The sequence below is a fragment of the Microcystis viridis FACHB-1342 genome (genome assembly GCF_014698335.1).
GTDB lineage: Bacteria > Cyanobacteriota > Cyanobacteriia > Cyanobacteriales > Microcystaceae > Microcystis > Microcystis ichthyoblabe_A.
In genome coordinates this window covers 154,793-174,024 of the sequence record NZ_JACJSV010000001.1, presented here as the reverse complement: position 1 = coordinate 174,024, position 19,232 = coordinate 154,793, and the positions used below count along the sequence as shown (strand labels likewise).

Below are 19,232 nucleotides of genomic sequence, written 5' to 3'. Positions count from 1 at the left end.
CCAAAGAGATGAAAATTCTTCAGATTGTTCCTTCGATTTCCCTTGTTTACGGTGGCCCTAGTCAAATGGTACTTGGTTTGTCAGCAGCCCTGGCCCAACTGGGCCAAGATGTGACTATTATTACCACCGATTCCAATGGTGACACGGGACAAGCACCCCTAGATGTGCCTTTAGGGGTCTCTGTTAGTCAAAATGGCTATCAAATCTATTATTTTCCCTGTTCTCCCTTTCGGCGCTATAAATTTTCCCTTGATCTGTTTACTTGGTTGGCTAATAGGGCAAAAGATTACGATATCGCTCACATTCATGCTTTATTCTCTCCAGTGAGCAGTATATCGGCTTTGATCGCTCGTTATCATCAACTGCCCTATATTCTCCGTCCCCTAGGCACCCTCGATCCGGCAGATTTGCAAAAAAAACGGCAACTTAAACAAATATATGCCAATTTTCTGGAAAAACCCAATTTAGCGGTGGCGGCGGCAATTCATTTTACCAGTGAGCAGGAGTGTCAAACTGCCAAAAGATTTAATATAAAAACTAAGGATATTGTCATCCCCCTAGGGGTAGATTTTTTTAACCCACAAGCTTTACCAGTAAAGGGTTTTGATCTTCCCGAAAATAAACCGATCATCCTCTATATGTCCCGTCTTGATCCGAAAAAAGGTCTAGATTTATTGCTGCCCAGTTTAGAAAGGTTGTTAGAAAATGGTCTAGATTTTCATTTTGTCTTAGCAGGAAGCAATCCCCAGGACCGGGAGTACGAAAATCAGATTAAAAATCAGATCGAGCGGTCAATATTGGGCAAAAATACGACAATTACCGGATTTGTCACCGGAGAAGTCAAAAATAGCCTCCTCGCTAGGGCCGATTTATTTGTTTTACCTTCCTACTATGAAAATTTTGGCATTGCGGTTGCCGAAGCTATGGCCGCCGGAATTCCTGTGGTGATCTCAGACCGGGTGGATCTGCATCCTGCGGTGGCAGCAGCGGCTGCGGGATGGGTGACAGCTTGTCAGCTTGAGGATTTAACTAATACTTTGGCAACGGCTATCACTAATCCTGAAATTCGCCAACAAAGGGGGAAAAATGCCAGGGATTTAGTCTTAAATCAATATAGTTGGTCAGCGATCGCTGAACAGATGCTAACTGTCTATCAAAATCTAGTCTGAGCTGTCGATCGGCTCCTACTCGATCGAAGTCACAGACGGATTAAGATTTAAGCCATCAGGATAATCAGCACTAAAAATGCCAGTAGGGTTAAACCTGATTGCAGAAAGACGGGAAGCGCAAAAGAATTCATAACAGTAGCTCACTTTCTAGGGACGGCTCTATTTCCAATATACGCTTTCATCTCTGCTCATTCCTCATATTTCCGTAGCCAATGTCATCATCTCATCATTTATTCATCCCAGGGGGAGCATTTTAATACAAATGTACGGAACTTGGTCACTCCCCACCCTGTTAACTTAAGTTTCAGCGTCGTGATTATAATTAGGGAATGATAGAAATTCTTAGACAATAGGATCACATCAGTGTTGATAAATCATCTTTTCTTCGGCGCTTTTCTACCCCTTGATACTCTCCTGTCCACCCAGGGGATTATGGTTATGCTTCTGGCCGCTTATGCCTTAGCCATGTGGATGTTTCTAACTAGCGCCCCAAAAGTTCATACAATCATGGTGACAGATTTGGAGACAGCCCGACAGTTTTATGAAGGACTTTTAAGTTTACCCACGGCCGATGTCCCCCTCCATTACTATTACAATTATGAGCAGACGATGGGCAATAATATGATTGACCCATTTTATATGTCTAGTAATCCGGCTGTGACTACTGCCAACCCTTCTTTGGGAGATCAACCCCAGGGTTTATGGTATCAGTTGAAGAAAAATACCCAACTGCACATCGTTGGTGGAGCAACCGCAGGTTATAAGGATCGTCATCGTCACGTTTGTTTTGATCACGATTGTTTAGAACAAATTCTGATGCGGGTGGAATCACGACGCTTAAAGTATAAAGTTCGTCGCAATAAACCTTTAAATTTTTTGGTCAAAGATAATGCTGATCGCGTGATTGAAATGGCCGAAGTCTCGAATTAGTTAACGGTAATTAGATTGGGGGCAACTATAACGGTAAATAACTAAACTTATGAATGCTCAACTGCTCACAATCGTTTTAATTTCCTTAGGGGTAGGTATTAGTTTGGCTATTCTACTCCTAATTTTAGTCAAGTTAAGACGCTGCAACCAACAGGTAAATAGTATTGTCGATCATCACTCTCTCATCGGTTTAATTGGAGTTGTTCAAATCCCCTTCGACAAAAATAGCAAGGGGAAAGTACGAGTTAATGTCGGAGATAGTCTGATCGATATAGTAGCGATAACGGAAGGGGAAGAACAATTTAATGTCGGGGATCAAGCATTTATCCTCAATTTCCAGGATAATAAAGTTTTAGTCATTGCGGAAAAGTATATCAGGGGCGATTTCTAATTTCTTCTAAACCAAAGGGTAACTAACTATGAATAGTCAAAATAATTCCTATCTCATCCAAATTAATCCCAACCAATACGACAACAATAACAATAACAGTGCTGGCAATTTATTATTGAATAGTGTTCCCGTCGCTTTATTTATATTTCTGGGGATCGGTGCGGTTTGGTTTATCAATTCTTTTCTGTGTATTTGTAAACCCAATGAAGTGGTAATTCTGAGTGGGATGAAACGCAAATCAAAAGATAGACAGGATGTGGGGTATCGAGTGGTATCGGGGGGTCGGGCGATTCGTATTCCAATTTTAGAAACCGTTAAACGCATGGATGTCACCACAACCCCGATCAGAATTGAGATTAAAAATGCCTATTCTAAGGGCAATATTCCCCTGAATATAGTGGCAATTGCTAACGTGAAAGTTAGTTCTAAACCTGAAATAGTCGGCAATGCGATCGAACGTTTTTTAGATCGAGATCGAGAAGAAATTATTCGCGTAGCTAAGGAAACTTTAGAAGGAAACTTGCGGGGTGTAGTCGCAACAATGACCCCCGAACAAGTGAACGAAGATCGCCTAAAATTTGCCGAAAGTATTACCAGTAACGTCAGTCAAGATCTGTTTAAACTCGGTTTAGAAATTGATACTCTCAAAATTCAAAATGTTGCCGATGACGTGGATTATCTTAACTCCCTCGGACGGGAAAGAATCGCTTTAGTCATGCGTGATGCTGAAATTGCTGAATCAAATGCCCTCAATGAAGCTGAACAAATAGTTGCGGAATGTGAGGAACAGGCAACCGTGGCTAAAACCCGCGATCAAATTATCATTTTAGAGCAAGAAAACGAGTTGAGAAAGTTAAAAGCAAAACTGGAACAACAGGCAAAATCGGAAGAAGAAATAACTATTGCTGCCGCTAAGGAAAAACGTGCTATAGTTGAGGAAAAATTGCAACAGGTTAGGGCAGAATTGGAAAGATTACGTCTCCAAGCAGATCAAGTTTTACCCGCAGAAGCGCAGCAGGAAGCTGAAACTTTCCGCGCTAGAGGAGAAGCGGCAATTTTTGAAGAAAATGCCAAAGCTGAAGCCTTGGTTAACGAATTATTTGCAGAAGTCTGGCAAAACACCGGCAGCGAAGCAGAAGCAATTTTCTTGATTCAACAGCTAGAAACTATCCTGGAGGAGGCGATTAAAATTCCTAAACGATTACACCTCGAGCGAGTTAATATCGTTGATAATGGTGATGGTAAATCCCTGGCTGCCCTGATCAAAGTCTATCCCGAAATCGTCAATCAATTCCTCGCCAGTGTCCATCAAACCCTCGGTATTGATGTGGTGGGAACTCTCACCAATAAAATTGAAAAATAGCAGTCAGAAAACCTACTAGACAGGCCTTCTAAAATAGATTGTTACCGAGATCGAGTAGGGTTAAAACCGCCCTCGATCTCACCGATAAGAATCCCCGTCTTTTGCAAGCGGGGAAATGTCAACTCATCAATACTTGGGACTCTATCAATCGATTTTCCCAGTCGAAGCGGCATTAACTATAAACTTGCTAAAACCTCTTTAGCGGCGGCCAAAGTCCGTTCGATATCGGCCTCTGTGTGAGCTAAGGAAGTAAAACCAGCTTCAAACTGGGAAGGAGCTAGATAAACGCCTCTTTCTAACATTCCCCGGTGAAAACGACCGAATTTAGCCACATCGGCCTTTTTGGCATCTTCATAGTTATGCACGGGGGAGCCAGTGAAAAACATTCCGAACATGGCACTAATATAACCTCCAGAAACGCTGTGACCAGCCTCTCTGGCCACTTTCAGCAGCCCTTCAGTTAAGGATTTGGTCACTTTATTGAGATATTCGTAGGTGCCGGGGCGCTGGAGTAACTCGAGGGTTTTAATTCCTGCTGTCATGGCCAAAGGGTTGCCGGATAAGGTTCCCGCTTGGTACATCGGGCCGGCCGGAGCCACCATCGCCATAATATCGGCCCGACCGCCGTAGGCCCCCACTGGCAGCCCACCGCCGATAACTTTGCCGAGGGTGGTTAAATCGGGGGTAATGCCGAATTTTTCCTGAGCGCCACCGTAGGCGATGCGAAATCCGGTCATTACCTCATCAAACATTAACAGGGCCCCGTATTCCTTGGTTAATTCCCGCAATCCCTCTAAAAAGCCAGCATCCGGCACGATAAAGCCGGCATTACCCACCACTGGCTCTAAAATCACCCCGGCAATCGAGTCGGGATTTTCGACAAAGAGGGCTTTTACCGCTTCCAGGTCATTGTAGGGGGCGGTTAAAGTGTTGTTAGTGGTGGTTTTGGGAACCCCCGGCGAGTCGGGTAAACCCAGGGTGGCTACACCAGAGCCGGCTTTAACCAGGAACATATCGGCATGACCGTGGTAACAGCCCTCGAATTTGATGATTTTATCCCGGCCGGTAAAAGCCCGCATTAAGCGCAGGACGGACATACAGGCTTCGGTGCCGGAATTGACAAAACGCACCATTTCAATGCTGGGAACGGCATCAATCACCATTTCAGCGAGAATATTTTCCTGGACACAGGGAGCGCCAAAACTGGTCCCTTTGTCTAGGGCCTGGTGCAGGGCGGCAATCACTTCGGGATGGGCATGACCACAGATAGCCGGTCCCCAAGTTCCCACATAGTCGATGTATTCGTTACCGTCCACGTCGCGAATATAGGCCCCTTTGACGCCTTCAAAAACGATGGGTTGACCACCGACGGATTTAAAGGCCCGCACGGGGGAACTTACACCCCCCGGCATTAATTTTTGAGCGGCTGTAAAGATTTCTTTCGATTTTGTTGTTTGATACGAAGATGTGCTAACCAATCCTGTCTCCTTGTCTATTTGAGTCTATCGATTCCGGGGAATGCCCGGAGTTTTGTTTTGTTAATTTCCTGCTGCTTGTTCCATTTTAAAGATCACCAGCCTACATTTTACGCAATTTTTTCCCTAAGAAAGGCGCTGGTCGGCTCAAGTCTCGGCTCTTCTGGGTTCTGTGTGATAAGTTTAACTTACTATATGATCGATCAATCTTTGTGTCCTCTGTGTCTGGAGTGGTTCCTTCCACTTTGACAATTTTTCCACAATCTTTTCAGAATTGCCAGAAAAACCTAGCAATGGGCGAAGTTATTGCTATTGATAGATTTTAGACCGGAAAGAGCGATCAAAAAAAGCTCCGGTTTTCCACAGATTTTCCACAGGGGAATTCTTGCTATTATTTCTTAGCGTACAAAAAAACTATTCCTGCTTTGACATCCTCGCCGCCGTAAAACGGACGGCGATTCCCAAACCTCACGATTTAGGTTTCTGCTTCTTTCCCTTGCGGGGTTCCGCACCTGCCTTAACAGATTTACTCTGTTCTGGTCTTATGGTCGCTCTACAGACTGACACCGCAAGCCCTGCGGCCAAAATATTTTTACTAGCGTTAACATCTCGGTCATGGTGTGTCCCACAGTCTGGACAATCCCATTCTCGAACATTTAACGGCATCTTTTCGACAATATGCCCGCAATTACTACACCTTTTAGAGCTAGGAAACCATCTATCTATTTCGATGTAATTTCTGCCGTACCAACGGCATTTATAGGCTAATTGTCGAGTGATTTCTCCCCAACTAACGTCAGATATTGCCTGAGATAACTTGGGGTTTTTGACCATATTCTTGACGGCTAAATTCTCAACCACAATCGTTTGGTTTTCCCGAACTAATTGAGTGGTTAGCTTATGTAAATGGTCTTTTCTGCTATCAGTAATTTGGGCGTGAATTCTGGCTACTTCGATTCTCGCTTTTTCCCGATTTTTTGAGCCTTTCTGTTTTCTAGAAAGGCTTTTTTGTGCCTTTCGCAGTCTCTGATAATGCTTTTTAAAGTGCTTAGGATTAGATACTTTATCACCATCGCTGGTAATCACGAGGCTACTAATTCCTAAGTCAATTCCGATGGCTTTATCTGTTACTGGTAAAGGCTTAATTGTTGGGTCATCAAATCTAATTGAGATATGCCAACGTCCAGAAGGATGTAATCTGACTGTTACTGTGCTTGGTTCACAGCTTTCTGGGATTTGTCTTGACCATCGAATAGGTAAGGGTTCTGTGCATTTGGCTAAATAGATTTGTTTGTCTTTAAATTTAAAAGCAGACTTAGTAAATTCGGCACTTCCTCCTTGATGTTTTTTCTTAAAGTTAGGATACTTAGTACGACCAGCAAAGAAGTTAGTAAAAGCTGTTTGTAGGTGTCTTAACCCTTGTTGTAAAGGTACACAGCTTACTTGATTGAGAAAGTTTAATTCTTCTTGTTTTTTCCACTCGGTTAGCATTGAAGAAGTTTGAGCGTAGCCTACTCTTTCTTGCTTTTCGTACCAAGCTTGTGTTCGTTCGTGGAGAGCTTTGTTGTAAACTAATCTTACACAGCCCAATGTGCGCCGCAATAGCGACTCTTGTGTTGGTGTGGGGTAAAATCGAAACGAATAGGCTTTTTCCATACCTCACATTTTAGCATATATTTCGTAAATGTGCTAATATTTAACAGTAAAGCCGTCGTAGAACGACGGGGTTTCAGACCCAAAATTTTCGATGAAATTTACCAGTAGTCAAAGCGAACTCAACAGCAATTTATCCCTAGTTAGTCGGGCCGTTGCCAGTCGTCCTACCCATCCGGTGTTGGGCAATGTTCTCTTTTGTGCCGATGAGGAAAAGGGCGAAATTAGCCTGACTGCTTTTGATTTGAGTTTAGGGATTCGCACCAGTTTTCGGGCCGAGGTGGTGGAAGGGGGCAAAATTACCCTGCCGGCAAAATTACTTAACGATATTGTCTCTCGTTTGGGAGAAGGGGAAATCACTATCTCTGTGGAAGAAAGCGAGAATGATGAGGAGCATAGTCTCGCTTTCCTGAAAACTGCCTCGGCACAGTTCCAAATTCGCGGCATGAAAGCCGATGAGTTCCCAGAATTGCCCACGGTGGCCGATGGAGAAATTGTTAATTTACCTATAGTTGCCTTGACAGAGGGACTAAAAGGTGCATTGTTTGCCGCTAGTGGCGATGAAACTAAACAGGTGTTGACGGGGGTACATTTAACTAAAACCGTCGATTGTCTAGAATTTGCCGCTACGGACGGTCATCGTTTAGCGGTGGTACAAACTCCCCTAGAGGAGGTGGAAAGTGCCTCTGGTGGCTTTAATGTCACCATTCCGGCCCGGGCCCTGCGAGAATTGGAAAGAATGATGGCAACAAAACAAAATATCGAGACTATTACTCTGCATGTGGATGATTCTCAAGTCATCTTTGAAATGGGGGAACAGAGGTTAACCAGTCGTAAGTTAGAAGGGGCCTATCCCACTTATAATCAGTTAATTCCTAAATCCTTCGAGCGTTCTTTGGTTTTAGACCGCAAACAGTTAATCCGTTGTTTGGAATTAGTGGCGGTTTTATCAGACCAAAAGAATAATTTAGTCAAGTTTAGTCTCGATAGCGAAAATGACCGTTTATCCCTAGCGGTGGAATCTCCCGATTTAGGTAGCGCCAAAGAGTCCATGGCGGCGGAAATTCAGGGAGAAAGTGGCGATATTGCCTTTAATGTTAAATATTTGATGGACGGTTTGAAGGCTTTACCCAATAATGATATCCAAATGCAGTTAAATGCTAGTACCCAACCGGTTATTTTTACCCCCTTGGGAGGTTTAAAGATGACCTATTTGGTGATGCCGGTACAAATTCGTCAGTAGTTCTGACTTAATTGGAACTGTGGGATCTGTTTTTAACCTATCCCATTTTTGATCCTGTTAACTCAATCCTATTTTCTCGCCAAAGGATTGGGTTTATTTTCTCTATTTTGGCGATATACTGTTGATAATTGAACAAGTTAACGGATTGAATTGATATGTTATTATCTACTCCTGAAACAATTCAGCATATTCTTTGGCAAGGGCCACTAGAATTGGACAACGAACAAATTGCGGAAGAAAAATTTAGATTTATGTCACCTCTTGCGGAAGAAAAATTTAGATTTATGTCACCTCTTGCGGAAGAAAATTTTGGATTTATGTCACCTCTTGCGGAAGAAAATTTTAGATTTATCTCACCTCCCTCACAGCCCAGCTATGTACCAATTGTTAGCATCGGACAACCAGAAGTTTGGCCATTAGCTAAACTTTATTCTGGTGCAATTCCCTCTTGGTTAAAGGTAAAACAGAATGAGGCAAAGTTTTTTTTAGTCCGTTTTGCCTGTTCTCTTCGTAATAGTGGAGAAGATAAATTTCAAATTACTCAAGCTAAATTTTCTGTTGATTTACTGCCCGATAATCAACAAAACCGGGCTATTGCTTTTGATCTATATCCGTTGGAAATCAATCAGGAAATCAAGCGTAACTGTAAAGTTAGTCTGTCCCCCAATATCAAGTTTAAGGAAGCTCAGGCAAGTTTAGGAGGAACAGATTTTGCCCTAGAATACCCCGAATTACAACCAACAATTATAGCCACAGGAGTTGGGGAATATAAGGCTGATTGGGAATATCGAAAAGCACAGGGAAAAGGAGTTCAAGGAAGTAAATTTATGCACATGATTGTCAAAGTCCCTAAGAATATGCAATTGGTGAGGACTAAGTTAAATTTAACTGCCCGCTTGGAACAAAATGGTAATCCCTTGGTTAAATGGCTTTTTAAAACTGACATTAAAAAAGTGCCAAGCGATTGCTTAACAGTCAATTTAGTTAGCTAATATTTACTTAATTCCTACATCAATAAATGCTTGATCAATAGCATCTAATTGGTGAGGAGAAGCGTTAAGTGATACTTCGGCTCTTTTTTCAAATACTCTACGACTCTCAGAGAAACTATCGAGCTCGGAAATATCTTCTAGAACAGCGCCGAATAGATTAAGAGCAAATTCGCCATTAAAAAGAGGCTGTCCATTGATGACAGTGTTATGAATTGTCATCAATCGATAAAAAGCATGACTATAGAATCAAGGAAAGTTCATGATAATTCTCGGCCGTATTCCAATCAATTTGTCCATAGACAGACCCTGCATCTGTAAACCTTAAAGAAAGTAATGTATCTAATCGTCTCAGGGATCCAGTTCCTTCTTGAAAGTTTTCTCCCACATCCCACAGCCAATTATGAGGATTATTCCGATAACAACCATCATCCCTATGATAGTTACGCACTAAAACCGCAAATATATCACAAAAAGATTCTTCAAGTGCTTTTTTTTCTGTAAACTCATTATCTCCTTCCTCAATTTGCTGAATTAAACCATGACAAAATTCATGCGCTACTACTGTGATATCGGTTCCATAGGAACGGTTTCTGCCATCAATTAGTCTTTGTGCAAATAAGGCTCGTTTTGTGTACCATGCGGCAGGGCAAAAGCGATGCTTTATGCTGGCAACATTAATGATAGCTTCATATCTATCTAGTGGCTTGAATTTACTGGTGGGACTGTTGATAAACTGGGCAACGGTTTCAACATTATTGCGAGCTTGTTGGCAAGAATCGTGACAAGGATCATCGACTAATGAGTGGTCAGTGAGAGTGATATTAGAGGAATAATCTCTATATCTCAAATTATAAGTTTGTGGAAGCCCGCAGTTACCATTAGATGGTGCGCCATGGCATTCTGTGCAGAACATGAGTTTTTGCCCCCGATAAATTTATAAGTTCCAGTCAGTGGTTAAGTAATTAATCTTGTTAGAAAGTCGCCCAATGTGTCAAGATGGCAAAATTGCCAGAATTTAGGCAAAGCAAAGCCACAGAAAGTCGATCCCCCCTTAATAAGGGTGGTGTCTGAAAGTTTTTAACACCTACCTACTTATTTCCTGTTAAAAAGTGAGTTATATTTGAATAATGCAAAAAAAGTTTACCAAAACCAGCCCAATAGTTAGGGATATTTGGGTAAATATCTCCAAACGATAGACAGTTTGGCAGTAGGTTATGGACAGAACTCTTTTAGCAGAAGGTTCTCAAATTTGAGAGTTCGAGGATTATCTCACCTGTGTGGGCATCTATCATATAATCAGTTAATTCCAGTGATGTTCCAACAGATTTTCCGCCACTGGTTGGAGCCATAACTTTAATGTTCGTAACATAAACAAGTCTCCATAGCTTGTGACTGGAGCCATTAGAAAAGTGTTTGAAATAATAGTAAAGCTGGGGATTAATATCACAATCCTTTAGGGCTTCTCGGGAAATAGGCTCACCCTTCTTAAGACAATATTTGTAGATCGAATCTTTTAAATCTTCTTCAGGAACTTTCGGATTTTTGTCAGGAAATCCTTTTTTTACAGCTTCATCTTGAGCAACTTCAGACGAGTTTGCAAACAAAAATTTATTGTCTTCGTCTAAATCAACAATGATCGAGGAGCCGTATAAAGGGATACCTTGGTGTCGGAGGCGATATTTGAATTTGGATGCTTGAGTAAATTTCGATTGATACTTATCTACAAGTTCAAATTGAACTGGCAAATCCGTGGGCAATTGGACTCGCTGAGTGTCCCCCGGCTCGGGTTTGGGCTGAAGGCTTTTGGACGGAGAGCTAGTGAAGCTGCGAAGCTCCTCTCCTGCGCCACCGGGCGAGTCTGAGCCGGACAACCTAATGGCTATATCTTCTAATTCAGTTGTTTTTTTCTTTTCTAACTGTTTTGGCATTGTGTTACAAAAACGAGATAAAATAACCTTGTCCATTTATTCTGACGAAAATTGTCGAATATGTACATTATGTACAGAATATTTTTTCAGTGTGTACATACAGTGACAAAGTTAAAAATTTTTCATGTATTAGAGTACAAAACGTACATATAAAAACCGCCCTCACCAGTTCAGTGATCGATACCCTATCGGTCTCTTCGGTCATCAGCAACCTCTTTCCTACAATCATCTACAGGGTTGCACTACAAATGCTAACAAACCAATTACCGATAATTTTAACAAGGTTTACAAAAATTAATGCAGATTTTTTATGCACATCCCCCAGATTAGCCTGTATTATATGAACATAACTATCGATCAAAACGGGCATCTAGGGCTGAATCATCAGAGTAACATCTAAACCTATGAGCGATCTGGACACAGAAAATCAAAGACAAAGAGATGCTGCGGTGTATTTGCATCTCCTCAACAACTTGTTGGGTGCAGATTACTACGGGTTAGGAATTGTGTTGCTAAAACTTGTCTGATTCTAACTCATCTACAATTCGAGAAGCAGAATCGCTTATGTCGAGCGCGAGTTTTTTATACTCACTCATGTCACCACTCTTAGAACTAGAAAATGAGCGCATTAACTCTATTTTCTCTTCCATTTGCCTCAATTGTTGCTGCCGCTGCCCTTCTGCTGACTTTTTATTGAGCATTTTTGGATTATTTCGTTCTCGCCTCTGGAATCTATATTTTGCAATTAAGGAAATCGCTGAACTGCAAATAGCTAATAAGGATGTTACTATTGCGATCGTCTCCATAAAACTATAGCTCCGAAAAAACGACACAGAAGAAACTCGAAACAACACCCCCAGAAAATAGCCATAGTGAAGATCTTTCAATTACAGCAATATTCACTGTTTGTTGGGACGCATGAGCAGCGGAAACATCGGCATATAATATGGAAGAAACAACCAAGATTAAAACGCACGCACCTCCAGAGAATAGCTCAAAGATAGGTTGAGTTCTATTGCCTCCTAAAAGATCCCCAATAGCAGCACCCACAATACCGGCCGTTACGAGAAACAGTTCACCGTTTCTCAACAAATCAACAAGTTCAGTGGATTGTCCCCGAGTAGCTCTAATTAAAAGTGCTACTACAAGTGGAACAATTGCTAATACAACCCCAAAGATAATCCATTGAATTATTTTCCGCAACATCTACCCTTCATACATTAAGTGCAAATTCAACCAAATCTAGTTTGGTCTGAGCAAAGGTGTTACAAAGTGTTACAAAAACGGTATAAAATATATCACGTCGTCCAACTATGTTGTCAAAAAACTGAACAATGGTCAAGATGTACATACTCTTCATGTATTAGCGTAGAAAATGCACATATAAAAAGCCGCCCTCACCAGTTCAGTGATGGATACCCTATCGGTCTCTTCCGTCATCAGCAACCTCTTTCCTACATCTACAGGGTTTCACTACGAAGGCTAACAAACCAATTACCGATAATTTTAACAAGGTTTACAAAAATTAATGCAGATTTTTTATGCACATCCCCCAGATTAGCCTGTATTATATGAACATAACTATTGATCAAAACGGGCATCTAGGGCTAAATCATCAGAGTAACATCTAAACCTATGAGCGATCTGGACACAGAAAATCAAAGACAAAGCGATGAAGACCGAAAAAGAGATGCTGCGGTGTATTTGCATCTCCTCAACAATTTGACCGATTTGGACATTAGTGAGGATAGTCCCAAACCGAATGAGTACAAAATAGCCAAACAATGGGGACAAAATCGCATTTTTGTCCGGCGAGTGCTGCGTTCGGTGATGGGAGAGCGTTACCAAGAAAAGGAACGCGAGGAGCGGGTACCCAGTTTAAGCTTGGGGAAATTAGTTACTATTCTTAGCTCACTGGAGGCTTATTGGCAAGGAGAGTCAGCCAAAAATAAGGATAGTTTAGCCCAGAAAATGATCAATAAGTTTACCCAACAAGAAAAACAACGAGTTCTCAAAAAATATGCACAGTTATCTCTGGATGAAAGGGATAAATTGAAATTACTTGTTCATCCCGAAGCTGGTTTACTTGAGCAGTTAAAAGAGATCATTACCGATGAAATACAGCAGGATTCCCTAGACGTTGTTAGCTTTTATAAACAGGCCATTAATCTATACAGTTCCCAAAAACAACAACACAGTTACCTAAAATCCCTTGGCCCAAATGATAATCAAAATCTAGATGAATCTTTAAACCTAGTTAATCAGATTATAGAGTATATTCAACCCCGATTAAAAAAATATTATCAGCATTTATCAACAGGCTCGGAGCAGGAAATTATCAAGGATTTGGTTGATAAGATTTTAAGAGAAGTGAGCCGGACAGAATTTCAAGCTGGACTCAGACAAATTAAAACTGTTGTCGGGCAATGTCCAGATTTTGTTCAGAATAATTTAACTAGCGATTCCATATCCAATCTCTTTTTGGAAAGCCTGAGCAATTCAATTATTAAAAATAATTTATTAGGAGATAAATTTCCCGTTTATATCGACTATTTAGAAATTGAGAAGGTCAAACCTCTGCCCCTAAAATTATACCGAGGCAAAACAGGTTTAATCAATACCGATTTTCTCGATGATCCTGAAGACGAAAATGAGTATTATGCTCAAGGATTAGAAAAACAGATAGCCTATAGGGTGCGAGTGTATTTTTATGTCTATCCCCCAGAGAACTGGAAACCAAAACCAACCTTAGAAGAAAAAGAAATCAGCCAATTTTTCAAGCAAGAAGAATCAAACAGTCGATTAGAATTTTGTGAAGAAGTGGTAGGTGTAGGCAGTCCTATCGCTCATATCACCACCGCAATTAATCGATTTTTGTTTGAGGGGATAGATATTTTGAAAAAGCAAGGATATCTACCTGTCACCCAAAAAATAGTCAGTGAAGATAAAGTGATTGGCAATACAAGAAATAGTGCTGTTTGGTCTTATTCTCTGGTTAAGTTATGCAAACAGGAAGATGTGAAAAAATCTCTAGAAGGTGAAATTAATTATAATCAAATTGTCGCCGATCAAGAATTAGCAACAGGAGAATTTTATGGATTTGATCTTCTAGAATCTGCCGCTAAGTCTGCCCTTCATGCTCGACTGAGAGCCATTGAAAAAACGGCAATTGATTCTCAGCAATATCTACAACAACTTTGTCAGAGAATTGAGGAAAAATACATACTAGAAAAAGCAGAAAAATGGATAAAATTCTACCCTTTCTCTCTCAGGGCTATGCAAGATTATTTAGAAAAAAAGCTGTTTAAGGATAAATATCGCAATTGGGATGAGAGAAATTTCAAGGAAGTTAATAATAATCAAGCTTGGAGTATGGTGGCCTATGAAGCACATTTGGCAATTATTCAAGTATATCTTCAAGAGGGTCTCTATCGTATTGCCCAAAAATATCTTGAGGTTATTAAACCCCATATCGAAAAGGGACGACTAGACGATAAACTATTAGTTAGTCTCTACTATATCTGTCTATTTGATTATCATTTTTATACAGACCTTGAAGATGAGGAGCGTGACCATCAAGAAAGGGGTTCTGCAATTCGTAAAGCTGAAGAATGTTTGAACACTGCTGAAGAATATTTGCAGGAATATTTGAAAGAATACGCAATCATTGGTGAATACTCTCAAACTAATGCTCATCCTTTTTTCTATTATCTATCTCGTATCTATTCTCACCGCGCTAAAATTTATATCTTTTTCCCTTACATTGCTCAATTACCCAATCCCAAAACTCATTTATTAATTGAACCTCTTCGTCTCTTAGAAAAAGCTCGTATTTATGCGGCTAGAGACGGTGATGCTAATTACTATGCTTACTGGACAGTGTATCAAATTTGGTCTTATTTAATCACCGCCTATGTCGGAGACACCAAGCTATTAAAGGGAAAATTTAGCCGCCAAAATTGTCTAGAATGGGCCGAACGTTTAATTAAAAATGCTCTTGATTGTTATGGAGAGCGAGGCAGAAAATCTTATCAACAGATAAAAAATTATAGTGGTAAACAGAAAACAGAGTTTAGTGGATTAAAACCGGATTCGACTATTATATTTTATGAGCAATACAATGATATTTATGTGCAAACCATTCCCCCAATTATTGAAATCGGAAAGGGCAGCAGCCACTTAGACGAGTTTTATCAAAAAACTATTGAAATCGGAAAGGGCAGCAGAAACTTAGACGAGTTTTATCAAAAAATTCAAAAAACATTTAATGAATCTAGTCAATCTCAAGAAGAAATTACACAGCCAACTATGCCAGACAATCCAGACAATAAAGCTTCTTCATTTAGTATTGAAGAAATATTTGGTATTCAAGAAAAAATTATACAGCTACCCATGTCAGCATTAACTTACCTTGACTCAAATTCAGATAATAAAGTTTATTTATTTGGTATTCACGCTAGTCTTCTTTTATTTGGGTTGGGACTGGTGGAACTTTGTAAAGATAATCAGGAAGAAGGATTAGAAGAACGTATTCGTATGGCGATGAAAAGGTTTACTTTAGGAGCGGCAATTGCATCTGAGGGAACAGTGGATGAAAAAAGAGGAGAAAAAACCTATCTTCAGCGAATATTTACCGAGCAAAAGCCAAATAAAGATCAAAAAATGCCCGAAGATTTTCAAATTAGAGGCTTATATCCTCACCGGTTAACTCAGTTTACCGCTAAAGGGAAAATTTTTGCGGCAACCTGTCGAGTAATTCTCTTTTTGTATAACTACGAAAAATATAGTAGCTATTGGCCAGAGGTCGCCTATCTTTTGAATGATTTACACGATGCTCAAACTATTATAAGATCGAATAATCCTGATTATTCTTTGGGACAAAATCGCTATAGTGGTCATCTAGAACAACAATTTAAAGGGGTTAAAAGTTACTTGGAAAGTCAGAAAAATTCTGGCAAATCAGGTTCTTTAGAGGAAATTAGAAACAGAATTGTCACTGATATATTCAAAATACTTCGCGGCGACAAAGTGTAAGCTGCCCACCCACTTAAATTACTTGTTGAGATGAGGCACTCTTGCAACAGTAAAGGGATTGGGGGAGATTCAGCCAATCTAAGGATAGGGGGGTTAAAATGCGTCTTAGCTTAAAACCCCAGACCCTGCACCCTAACCCCACCAACAAACTTTTTCAGCAGACCCTAATTAATACCAATTATCCATCGACCGGAAAATTGAGGCATCGGGGAACACAGTGGGATTACCACTAGCGTCGATTTTTTGCCGTAATTCTCGCAGTTGTTTATTCCCGATGAGAAAATCACTTTCTACTAATTGATAGGGCAGTACATTATTATTTAAAGCATACACTGCCGTGATGCCAGCAGCTACCCCAGAGGACCACTCGAAGGAATGGACACGATAGGCGGCCGCGGCAATATGACTGAGAGCGATACTTTTACCCGCTATCAGTAAATTATCGATTTTTTGGGGAATTATAGCCCTTAAAGGGATCTCGAAGGGGTAAGCTTGGCCCTGTCCCTGTCTTTCTCCTGCTTTTTCTGTATTACCCGGTTTTTCGGGGGGATGTTCCGTCATGCAGGGATGAAAATCAATCGCATAGTGACCGATACCGACGGAATCGGGGTAAATAGTCGATCGCTTGCGTTTAACGGCCTGATCGGGGGATAATGTGCCATCAAGTACGGAAAATCCCTCTAATCTTGCCAAGGTGGCAATTAAGCGCCGATATTCTGCCGGGGAAAGATTTTGACGATAGAAATCGCTTTGAAAATTTTGTCGGGAAATATCGATTTCTGTGACGGTAAAACCAGTGGGGAAAGTCAGGGAAGGACGACCGATAATCCGTCTTGCTTCCCGAATATAGGGATATTTTGACAAACCGTGGGCAGTTCCCATGGGAGAATCAAAACCAGACAGATAACGGTTATTCAAATGGGGAACTTTTACCCCGTCCCCTAACTGGGAATCGGTGGTTCCTTCTACTAACCAATAATAGTAGGAAATGGCGTGTTCTTCGCCCCTTGCGAGGGTTTCTGTGCGTAATCCTCCCATCCATCCCCCCGGAGATAACTGTCCTAACTCTTGCAACTGTTCACGGGTGTAGATAAAGTTATCCTTCGCAGTCCCCGGACGGTAATCATTTCCCCAGGTCCAATTCTGCATGGAAATATCCCCCGGGACGGGTTCGGTAAAAGTAATTCCCCCAAAGGTTTTCTCTTTACCCAGTTGCGGACTCCAGATACGACGATAGGTGAAAACTAGGTCAAAATCGGCTAATCGCGGCAATTCATAGCTAAAATAGGGGGCATAGCGTTCATAATAAACGGGTTTCTCGTGGGTTTGTGGTTTTTCTGTTTCCTCCATGGCGAAGGTATAGGTAAAGCCTTGGGTACAGTAGGGGTCGCCAGTGACGCTAGAGGAAGAAGGTTCGAGATAACTGCGCTTATCGACCCCTAAACGGTAGGGAATATCTGATAATCCGATGATTTCTCCGGTTTCGGTCGCTTCAATCACATACCAATCTGCTAATTGATTCGGTTGGGAGGATTTGGAGACAAAACGGAGGATTTTTTTATCAAAACGGGGAGAATTTTCGTAGCGATAGATATCCGCCATTTTTTGCGATAAAAACTCGGTATTTAGGGGAGGAGTACCTTTTGCGGGACTATGTTGAATAGCAATTACACTGGTAATCTGTTGACCAGTGCCGCGATTGGGTAAAGTTTCAATATTTAATTCTTTGACTACCGTGGAGGGAAACCATTTCAGGGTTCCTTTACCTTTTTTGGCAGCGTCTTCTAACTGTTGAAATAATAATTTATGTCCATCAAAAGGGAAAAAACAAGACCCACTTACCCAACATTCCCCGGGGTTTTGTTTGCTGTAATGCTTTCTAATTCTTTCCCTAAATTCTAGATAACCTTTCGGGAAAAATAATTTTTCTCTTTGTGTCCGTCTTTCATCTAATGCGGAGGTTCCCTGAGAAGATATCTGTCCCCCCACCCAGTCGGTAATCTCGGTTAAACAGACGGTTTTTCCTAATAATAAGGCTTCGTAGGCCGCACCGGCACCGGCTAAACCACCACCCACCACCAGAATATCACAGCCGACGGTTTGATCCGGTTCTCGCGGGGGGGCTGCTAGGGTGAGGGGAGTGAAAGCTTGTAGGAGAAATAATCCCAGAGAGAGGGATTTAAGAGGAGTAAAGTGATGATTGAAAATTTTAGGGGACATTATTGACAAATATCAATGTTGTGGCTGAGAGTTTCTTCTTTCTTTGAAGAAGTAGCCAGAGCATCTGTTCCTGAAATCCTGATTGTTTTTTTTGGGATATATTGAGAACTTTGTAGCTTGATGCTGGCCTTTAAGAGATTATACACCTTCAATCTGACAATCGATCGCTTTTCTGGAAATGTTTTGACAAAGATATCCTGATTCGGTGTCATTCCCTTTGTTATTCCCTGTCATCCTTGCTAAGTTAAATTCAAAACAAACCCAGGTAAGACATCTTCCCCGGATAAAATCGCAGGCAAATTAATAATTTCCACACCGCTATTTAGTCGGTAGATTTCCACCTGCTGCTGTTGAGGATTAATCAACCAACCCAAACGTAAACCACTGGCTAAATATTCGCGCATCTTTTCGCGTAAAGAGGTTAAGGAATCGCTACGAGAACGTAATTCAATCACAAAATCAGGACACAAAGGTGGGAACTTTTCTCGCTCTTCTGCGCTCAAAGCTTCCCATCTTTCCCGTTTTATCCAAGCAACATCAGGAGAACGATATCCTCCTTTTGGTAAACGAAAAATTGTCGAAGAACTAAAGACTTTACCAGAATTACTTTGACGATTCCAAATCGTTACATCAGCAATTAAATCAGCTTCTCGATTACCACTATTTCCACCCACGGGAGGCATAATTAATAATTCTCCTTTTTGATTACGTTCTAAATTCCATGTTTGATTAGCCTGACAGAGATGATAAAATTGTTCATCGGTCAGATTAACTGTCTCTAGATTTAACACTACAGTTTTCATAATCGCTTCTCCTTTTTGCTACTTTATATCA

17 protein-coding genes are annotated in these 19,232 nt (G+C 41.1%); 8 read left to right on the top strand and 9 right to left on the bottom strand.

Annotated elements, in window-relative coordinates; genetic code table 11:
• Nucleotides 1-8: 8 nt before the first annotated feature.
• The 4 genes from hpsP (at nt 9) to H6G40_RS00800 (ending at nt 3,853) form a co-directional block, all read left to right on the top strand.
• Complete coding sequence (gene hpsP, locus H6G40_RS00815) at nt 9-1,169, top strand: hormogonium polysaccharide biosynthesis glycosyltransferase HpsP (protein WP_069474832.1); 1,161 nt, start codon at nt 9-11, stop codon at nt 1,167-1,169.
• 363 nt (nt 1,170-1,532) lie between these two features.
• Nucleotides 1,533-2,099: a glyoxalase-like domain protein gene (locus H6G40_RS00810; RefSeq protein WP_069474831.1), complete on the top strand. Its 567-nt coding sequence runs from the start codon at nt 1,533-1,535 to the stop codon at nt 2,097-2,099.
• A 49-nt stretch (nt 2,100-2,148) separates the two neighbouring features.
• Complete coding sequence (locus H6G40_RS00805) at nt 2,149-2,490, top strand: hypothetical protein (RefSeq protein ID WP_002739659.1); 342 nt, start codon at nt 2,149-2,151, stop codon at nt 2,488-2,490.
• Nucleotides 2,491-2,518: 28 nt separating this feature from the next.
• Nucleotides 2,519-3,853 carry a flotillin family protein gene (locus H6G40_RS00800; RefSeq protein WP_002740234.1) on the top strand — a complete coding sequence of 445 codons (1,335 nt, stop codon included), beginning with the start codon at nt 2,519-2,521 and terminating at the stop codon, nt 3,851-3,853.
• 176 nt (nt 3,854-4,029) lie between these two features.
• Here the strand turns inward: H6G40_RS00800 and hemL are convergent, their stop codons facing one another.
• Complete coding sequence (gene hemL / locus H6G40_RS00795) at nt 4,030-5,331, bottom strand: glutamate-1-semialdehyde 2,1-aminomutase (RefSeq protein ID WP_043997360.1); 1,302 nt, start codon at nt 5,329-5,331, stop codon at nt 4,030-4,032.
• Between the two features lie 465 nt (nt 5,332-5,796).
• Nucleotides 5,797-6,984: an RNA-guided endonuclease InsQ/TnpB family protein gene (locus H6G40_RS00790; protein WP_123231366.1), complete on the bottom strand. Its 1,188-nt coding sequence runs from the start codon at nt 6,982-6,984 to the stop codon at nt 5,797-5,799.
• 91 nt (nt 6,985-7,075) lie between these two features.
• Between H6G40_RS00790 and dnaN the strand changes: the two genes are divergently transcribed.
• Nucleotides 7,076-8,224 (top strand): DNA polymerase III subunit beta, encoded by a 1,149-nt coding sequence (gene dnaN / locus H6G40_RS00785; RefSeq protein ID WP_069474828.1) that lies wholly within the window; start codon nt 7,076-7,078, stop codon nt 8,222-8,224.
• A gap of 155 nt (nt 8,225-8,379) precedes the next feature.
• Complete coding sequence (locus tag H6G40_RS00780; RefSeq protein WP_069474827.1) at nt 8,380-9,216, top strand: hypothetical protein; 837 nt, start codon at nt 8,380-8,382, stop codon at nt 9,214-9,216.
• Between the two features lie 3 nt (nt 9,217-9,219).
• On the opposite strand, the gene H6G40_RS22955 is transcribed toward H6G40_RS00780, so the two are convergent.
• The 3 genes from H6G40_RS22955 to H6G40_RS00770 all read right to left on the bottom strand — a co-directional run bounded on the left by H6G40_RS22955 (nt 9,220) and on the right by H6G40_RS00770 (nt 11,180).
• Entirely contained in the window at nt 9,220-9,435 is a 216-nt protein-coding gene (locus tag H6G40_RS22955) for a hypothetical protein (protein ID WP_242028688.1), read from the bottom strand.
• A gap of 19 nt (nt 9,436-9,454) precedes the next feature.
• A complete protein-coding gene (locus H6G40_RS00775) occupies nt 9,455-10,129 on the bottom strand; it encodes a gluzincin family metallopeptidase (protein ID WP_242028687.1) in 675 nt (224 codons plus the stop codon).
• A gap of 316 nt (nt 10,130-10,445) precedes the next feature.
• Nucleotides 10,446-11,180 (bottom strand): hypothetical protein, encoded by a 735-nt coding sequence (locus tag H6G40_RS00770; RefSeq protein ID WP_242028686.1) that lies wholly within the window; start codon nt 11,178-11,180, stop codon nt 10,446-10,448.
• Between the two features lie 368 nt (nt 11,181-11,548).
• Between H6G40_RS00770 and H6G40_RS23595 the strand changes: the two genes are divergently transcribed.
• Nucleotides 11,549-11,671 carry a hypothetical protein gene (locus H6G40_RS23595; RefSeq protein ID WP_002750010.1) on the top strand — a complete coding sequence of 41 codons (123 nt, stop codon included), beginning with the start codon at nt 11,549-11,551 and terminating at the stop codon, nt 11,669-11,671.
• On the opposite strand, the gene H6G40_RS00765 is transcribed toward H6G40_RS23595, so the two are convergent.
• Entirely contained in the window at nt 11,657-11,950 is a 294-nt protein-coding gene (locus tag H6G40_RS00765) for a hypothetical protein (protein WP_130756818.1), read from the bottom strand. The genes H6G40_RS23595 and H6G40_RS00765 overlap by 15 nt on opposite strands.
• Nucleotides 11,951-11,954: 4 nt before the next feature.
• The gene (locus H6G40_RS00760) at nt 11,955-12,350 is read right to left on the bottom strand and encodes a hypothetical protein (protein ID WP_069474825.1); all 396 of its coding nucleotides are present in this window, start codon (nt 12,348-12,350) and stop codon (nt 11,955-11,957) included.
• 429 nt (nt 12,351-12,779) lie between these two features.
• On the opposite strand from H6G40_RS00760, the gene H6G40_RS00755 reads away from it, so the two are divergent.
• A complete protein-coding gene (locus tag H6G40_RS00755; RefSeq protein ID WP_069474824.1) occupies nt 12,780-16,178 on the top strand; it encodes a HypX (modular protein) in 3,399 nt (1,132 codons plus the stop codon).
• Nucleotides 16,179-16,346: 168 nt separating this feature from the next.
• Here the strand turns inward: H6G40_RS00755 and H6G40_RS00750 are convergent, their stop codons facing one another.
• The gene (locus tag H6G40_RS00750) at nt 16,347-18,398 is read right to left on the bottom strand and encodes an FAD-dependent oxidoreductase (RefSeq protein WP_069474823.1); all 2,052 of its coding nucleotides are present in this window, start codon (nt 18,396-18,398) and stop codon (nt 16,347-16,349) included.
• 239 nt (nt 18,399-18,637) lie between these two features.
• Nucleotides 18,638-19,201, bottom strand: a complete 564-nt coding sequence (locus tag H6G40_RS00745; RefSeq protein WP_002740192.1) for a Uma2 family endonuclease — start codon at nt 19,199-19,201, stop codon at nt 18,638-18,640.
• Between the last annotated feature and the right edge of the window lie 31 nt (nt 19,202-19,232).

Bases quoted from the DNA above. Each gene is read 5' to 3' on its own strand.
- hpsP (WP_069474832.1), top strand. From the start codon at position 9: ATGAAAATTCTTCAGATTGTTCCTTCGATTTCCCTTGTTTACGGTGGC.
- H6G40_RS00805 (WP_002739659.1), top strand. From the start codon at position 2,149: ATGAATGCTCAACTGCTCACAATCGTTTTAATTTCCTTAGGGGTAGGT.
- H6G40_RS00800 (WP_002740234.1), top strand. From the start codon at position 2,519: ATGAATAGTCAAAATAATTCCTATCTCATCCAAATTAATCCCAACCAA.
- H6G40_RS00790 (WP_123231366.1), bottom strand. From the start codon at position 6,984: ATGGAAAAAGCCTATTCGTTTCGATTTTACCCCACACCAACACAAGAG.
- dnaN (WP_069474828.1), top strand. From the start codon at position 7,076: ATGAAATTTACCAGTAGTCAAAGCGAACTCAACAGCAATTTATCCCTA.
- H6G40_RS00780 (WP_069474827.1), top strand. From the start codon at position 8,380: ATGTTATTATCTACTCCTGAAACAATTCAGCATATTCTTTGGCAAGGG.
- H6G40_RS22955 (WP_242028688.1), bottom strand. From the start codon at position 9,435: ATGACAATTCATAACACTGTCATCAATGGACAGCCTCTTTTTAATGGC.
- H6G40_RS00775 (WP_242028687.1), bottom strand. From the start codon at position 10,129: ATGTTCTGCACAGAATGCCATGGCGCACCATCTAATGGTAACTGCGGG.
- H6G40_RS00770 (WP_242028686.1), bottom strand. From the start codon at position 11,180: ATGGACAAGGTTATTTTATCTCGTTTTTGTAACACAATGCCAAAACAG.
- H6G40_RS23595 (WP_002750010.1), top strand. From the start codon at position 11,549: ATGAGCGATCTGGACACAGAAAATCAAAGACAAAGAGATGCTGCGGTG.
- H6G40_RS00765 (WP_130756818.1), bottom strand. From the start codon at position 11,950: ATGGAGACGATCGCAATAGTAACATCCTTATTAGCTATTTGCAGTTCA.
- H6G40_RS00760 (WP_069474825.1), bottom strand. From the start codon at position 12,350: ATGTTGCGGAAAATAATTCAATGGATTATCTTTGGGGTTGTATTAGCA.
- H6G40_RS00755 (WP_069474824.1), top strand. From the start codon at position 12,780: ATGAGCGATCTGGACACAGAAAATCAAAGACAAAGCGATGAAGACCGA.
- H6G40_RS00750 (WP_069474823.1), bottom strand. From the start codon at position 18,398: ATGTCCCCTAAAATTTTCAATCATCACTTTACTCCTCTTAAATCCCTC.
- H6G40_RS00745 (WP_002740192.1), bottom strand. From the start codon at position 19,201: ATGAAAACTGTAGTGTTAAATCTAGAGACAGTTAATCTGACCGATGAA.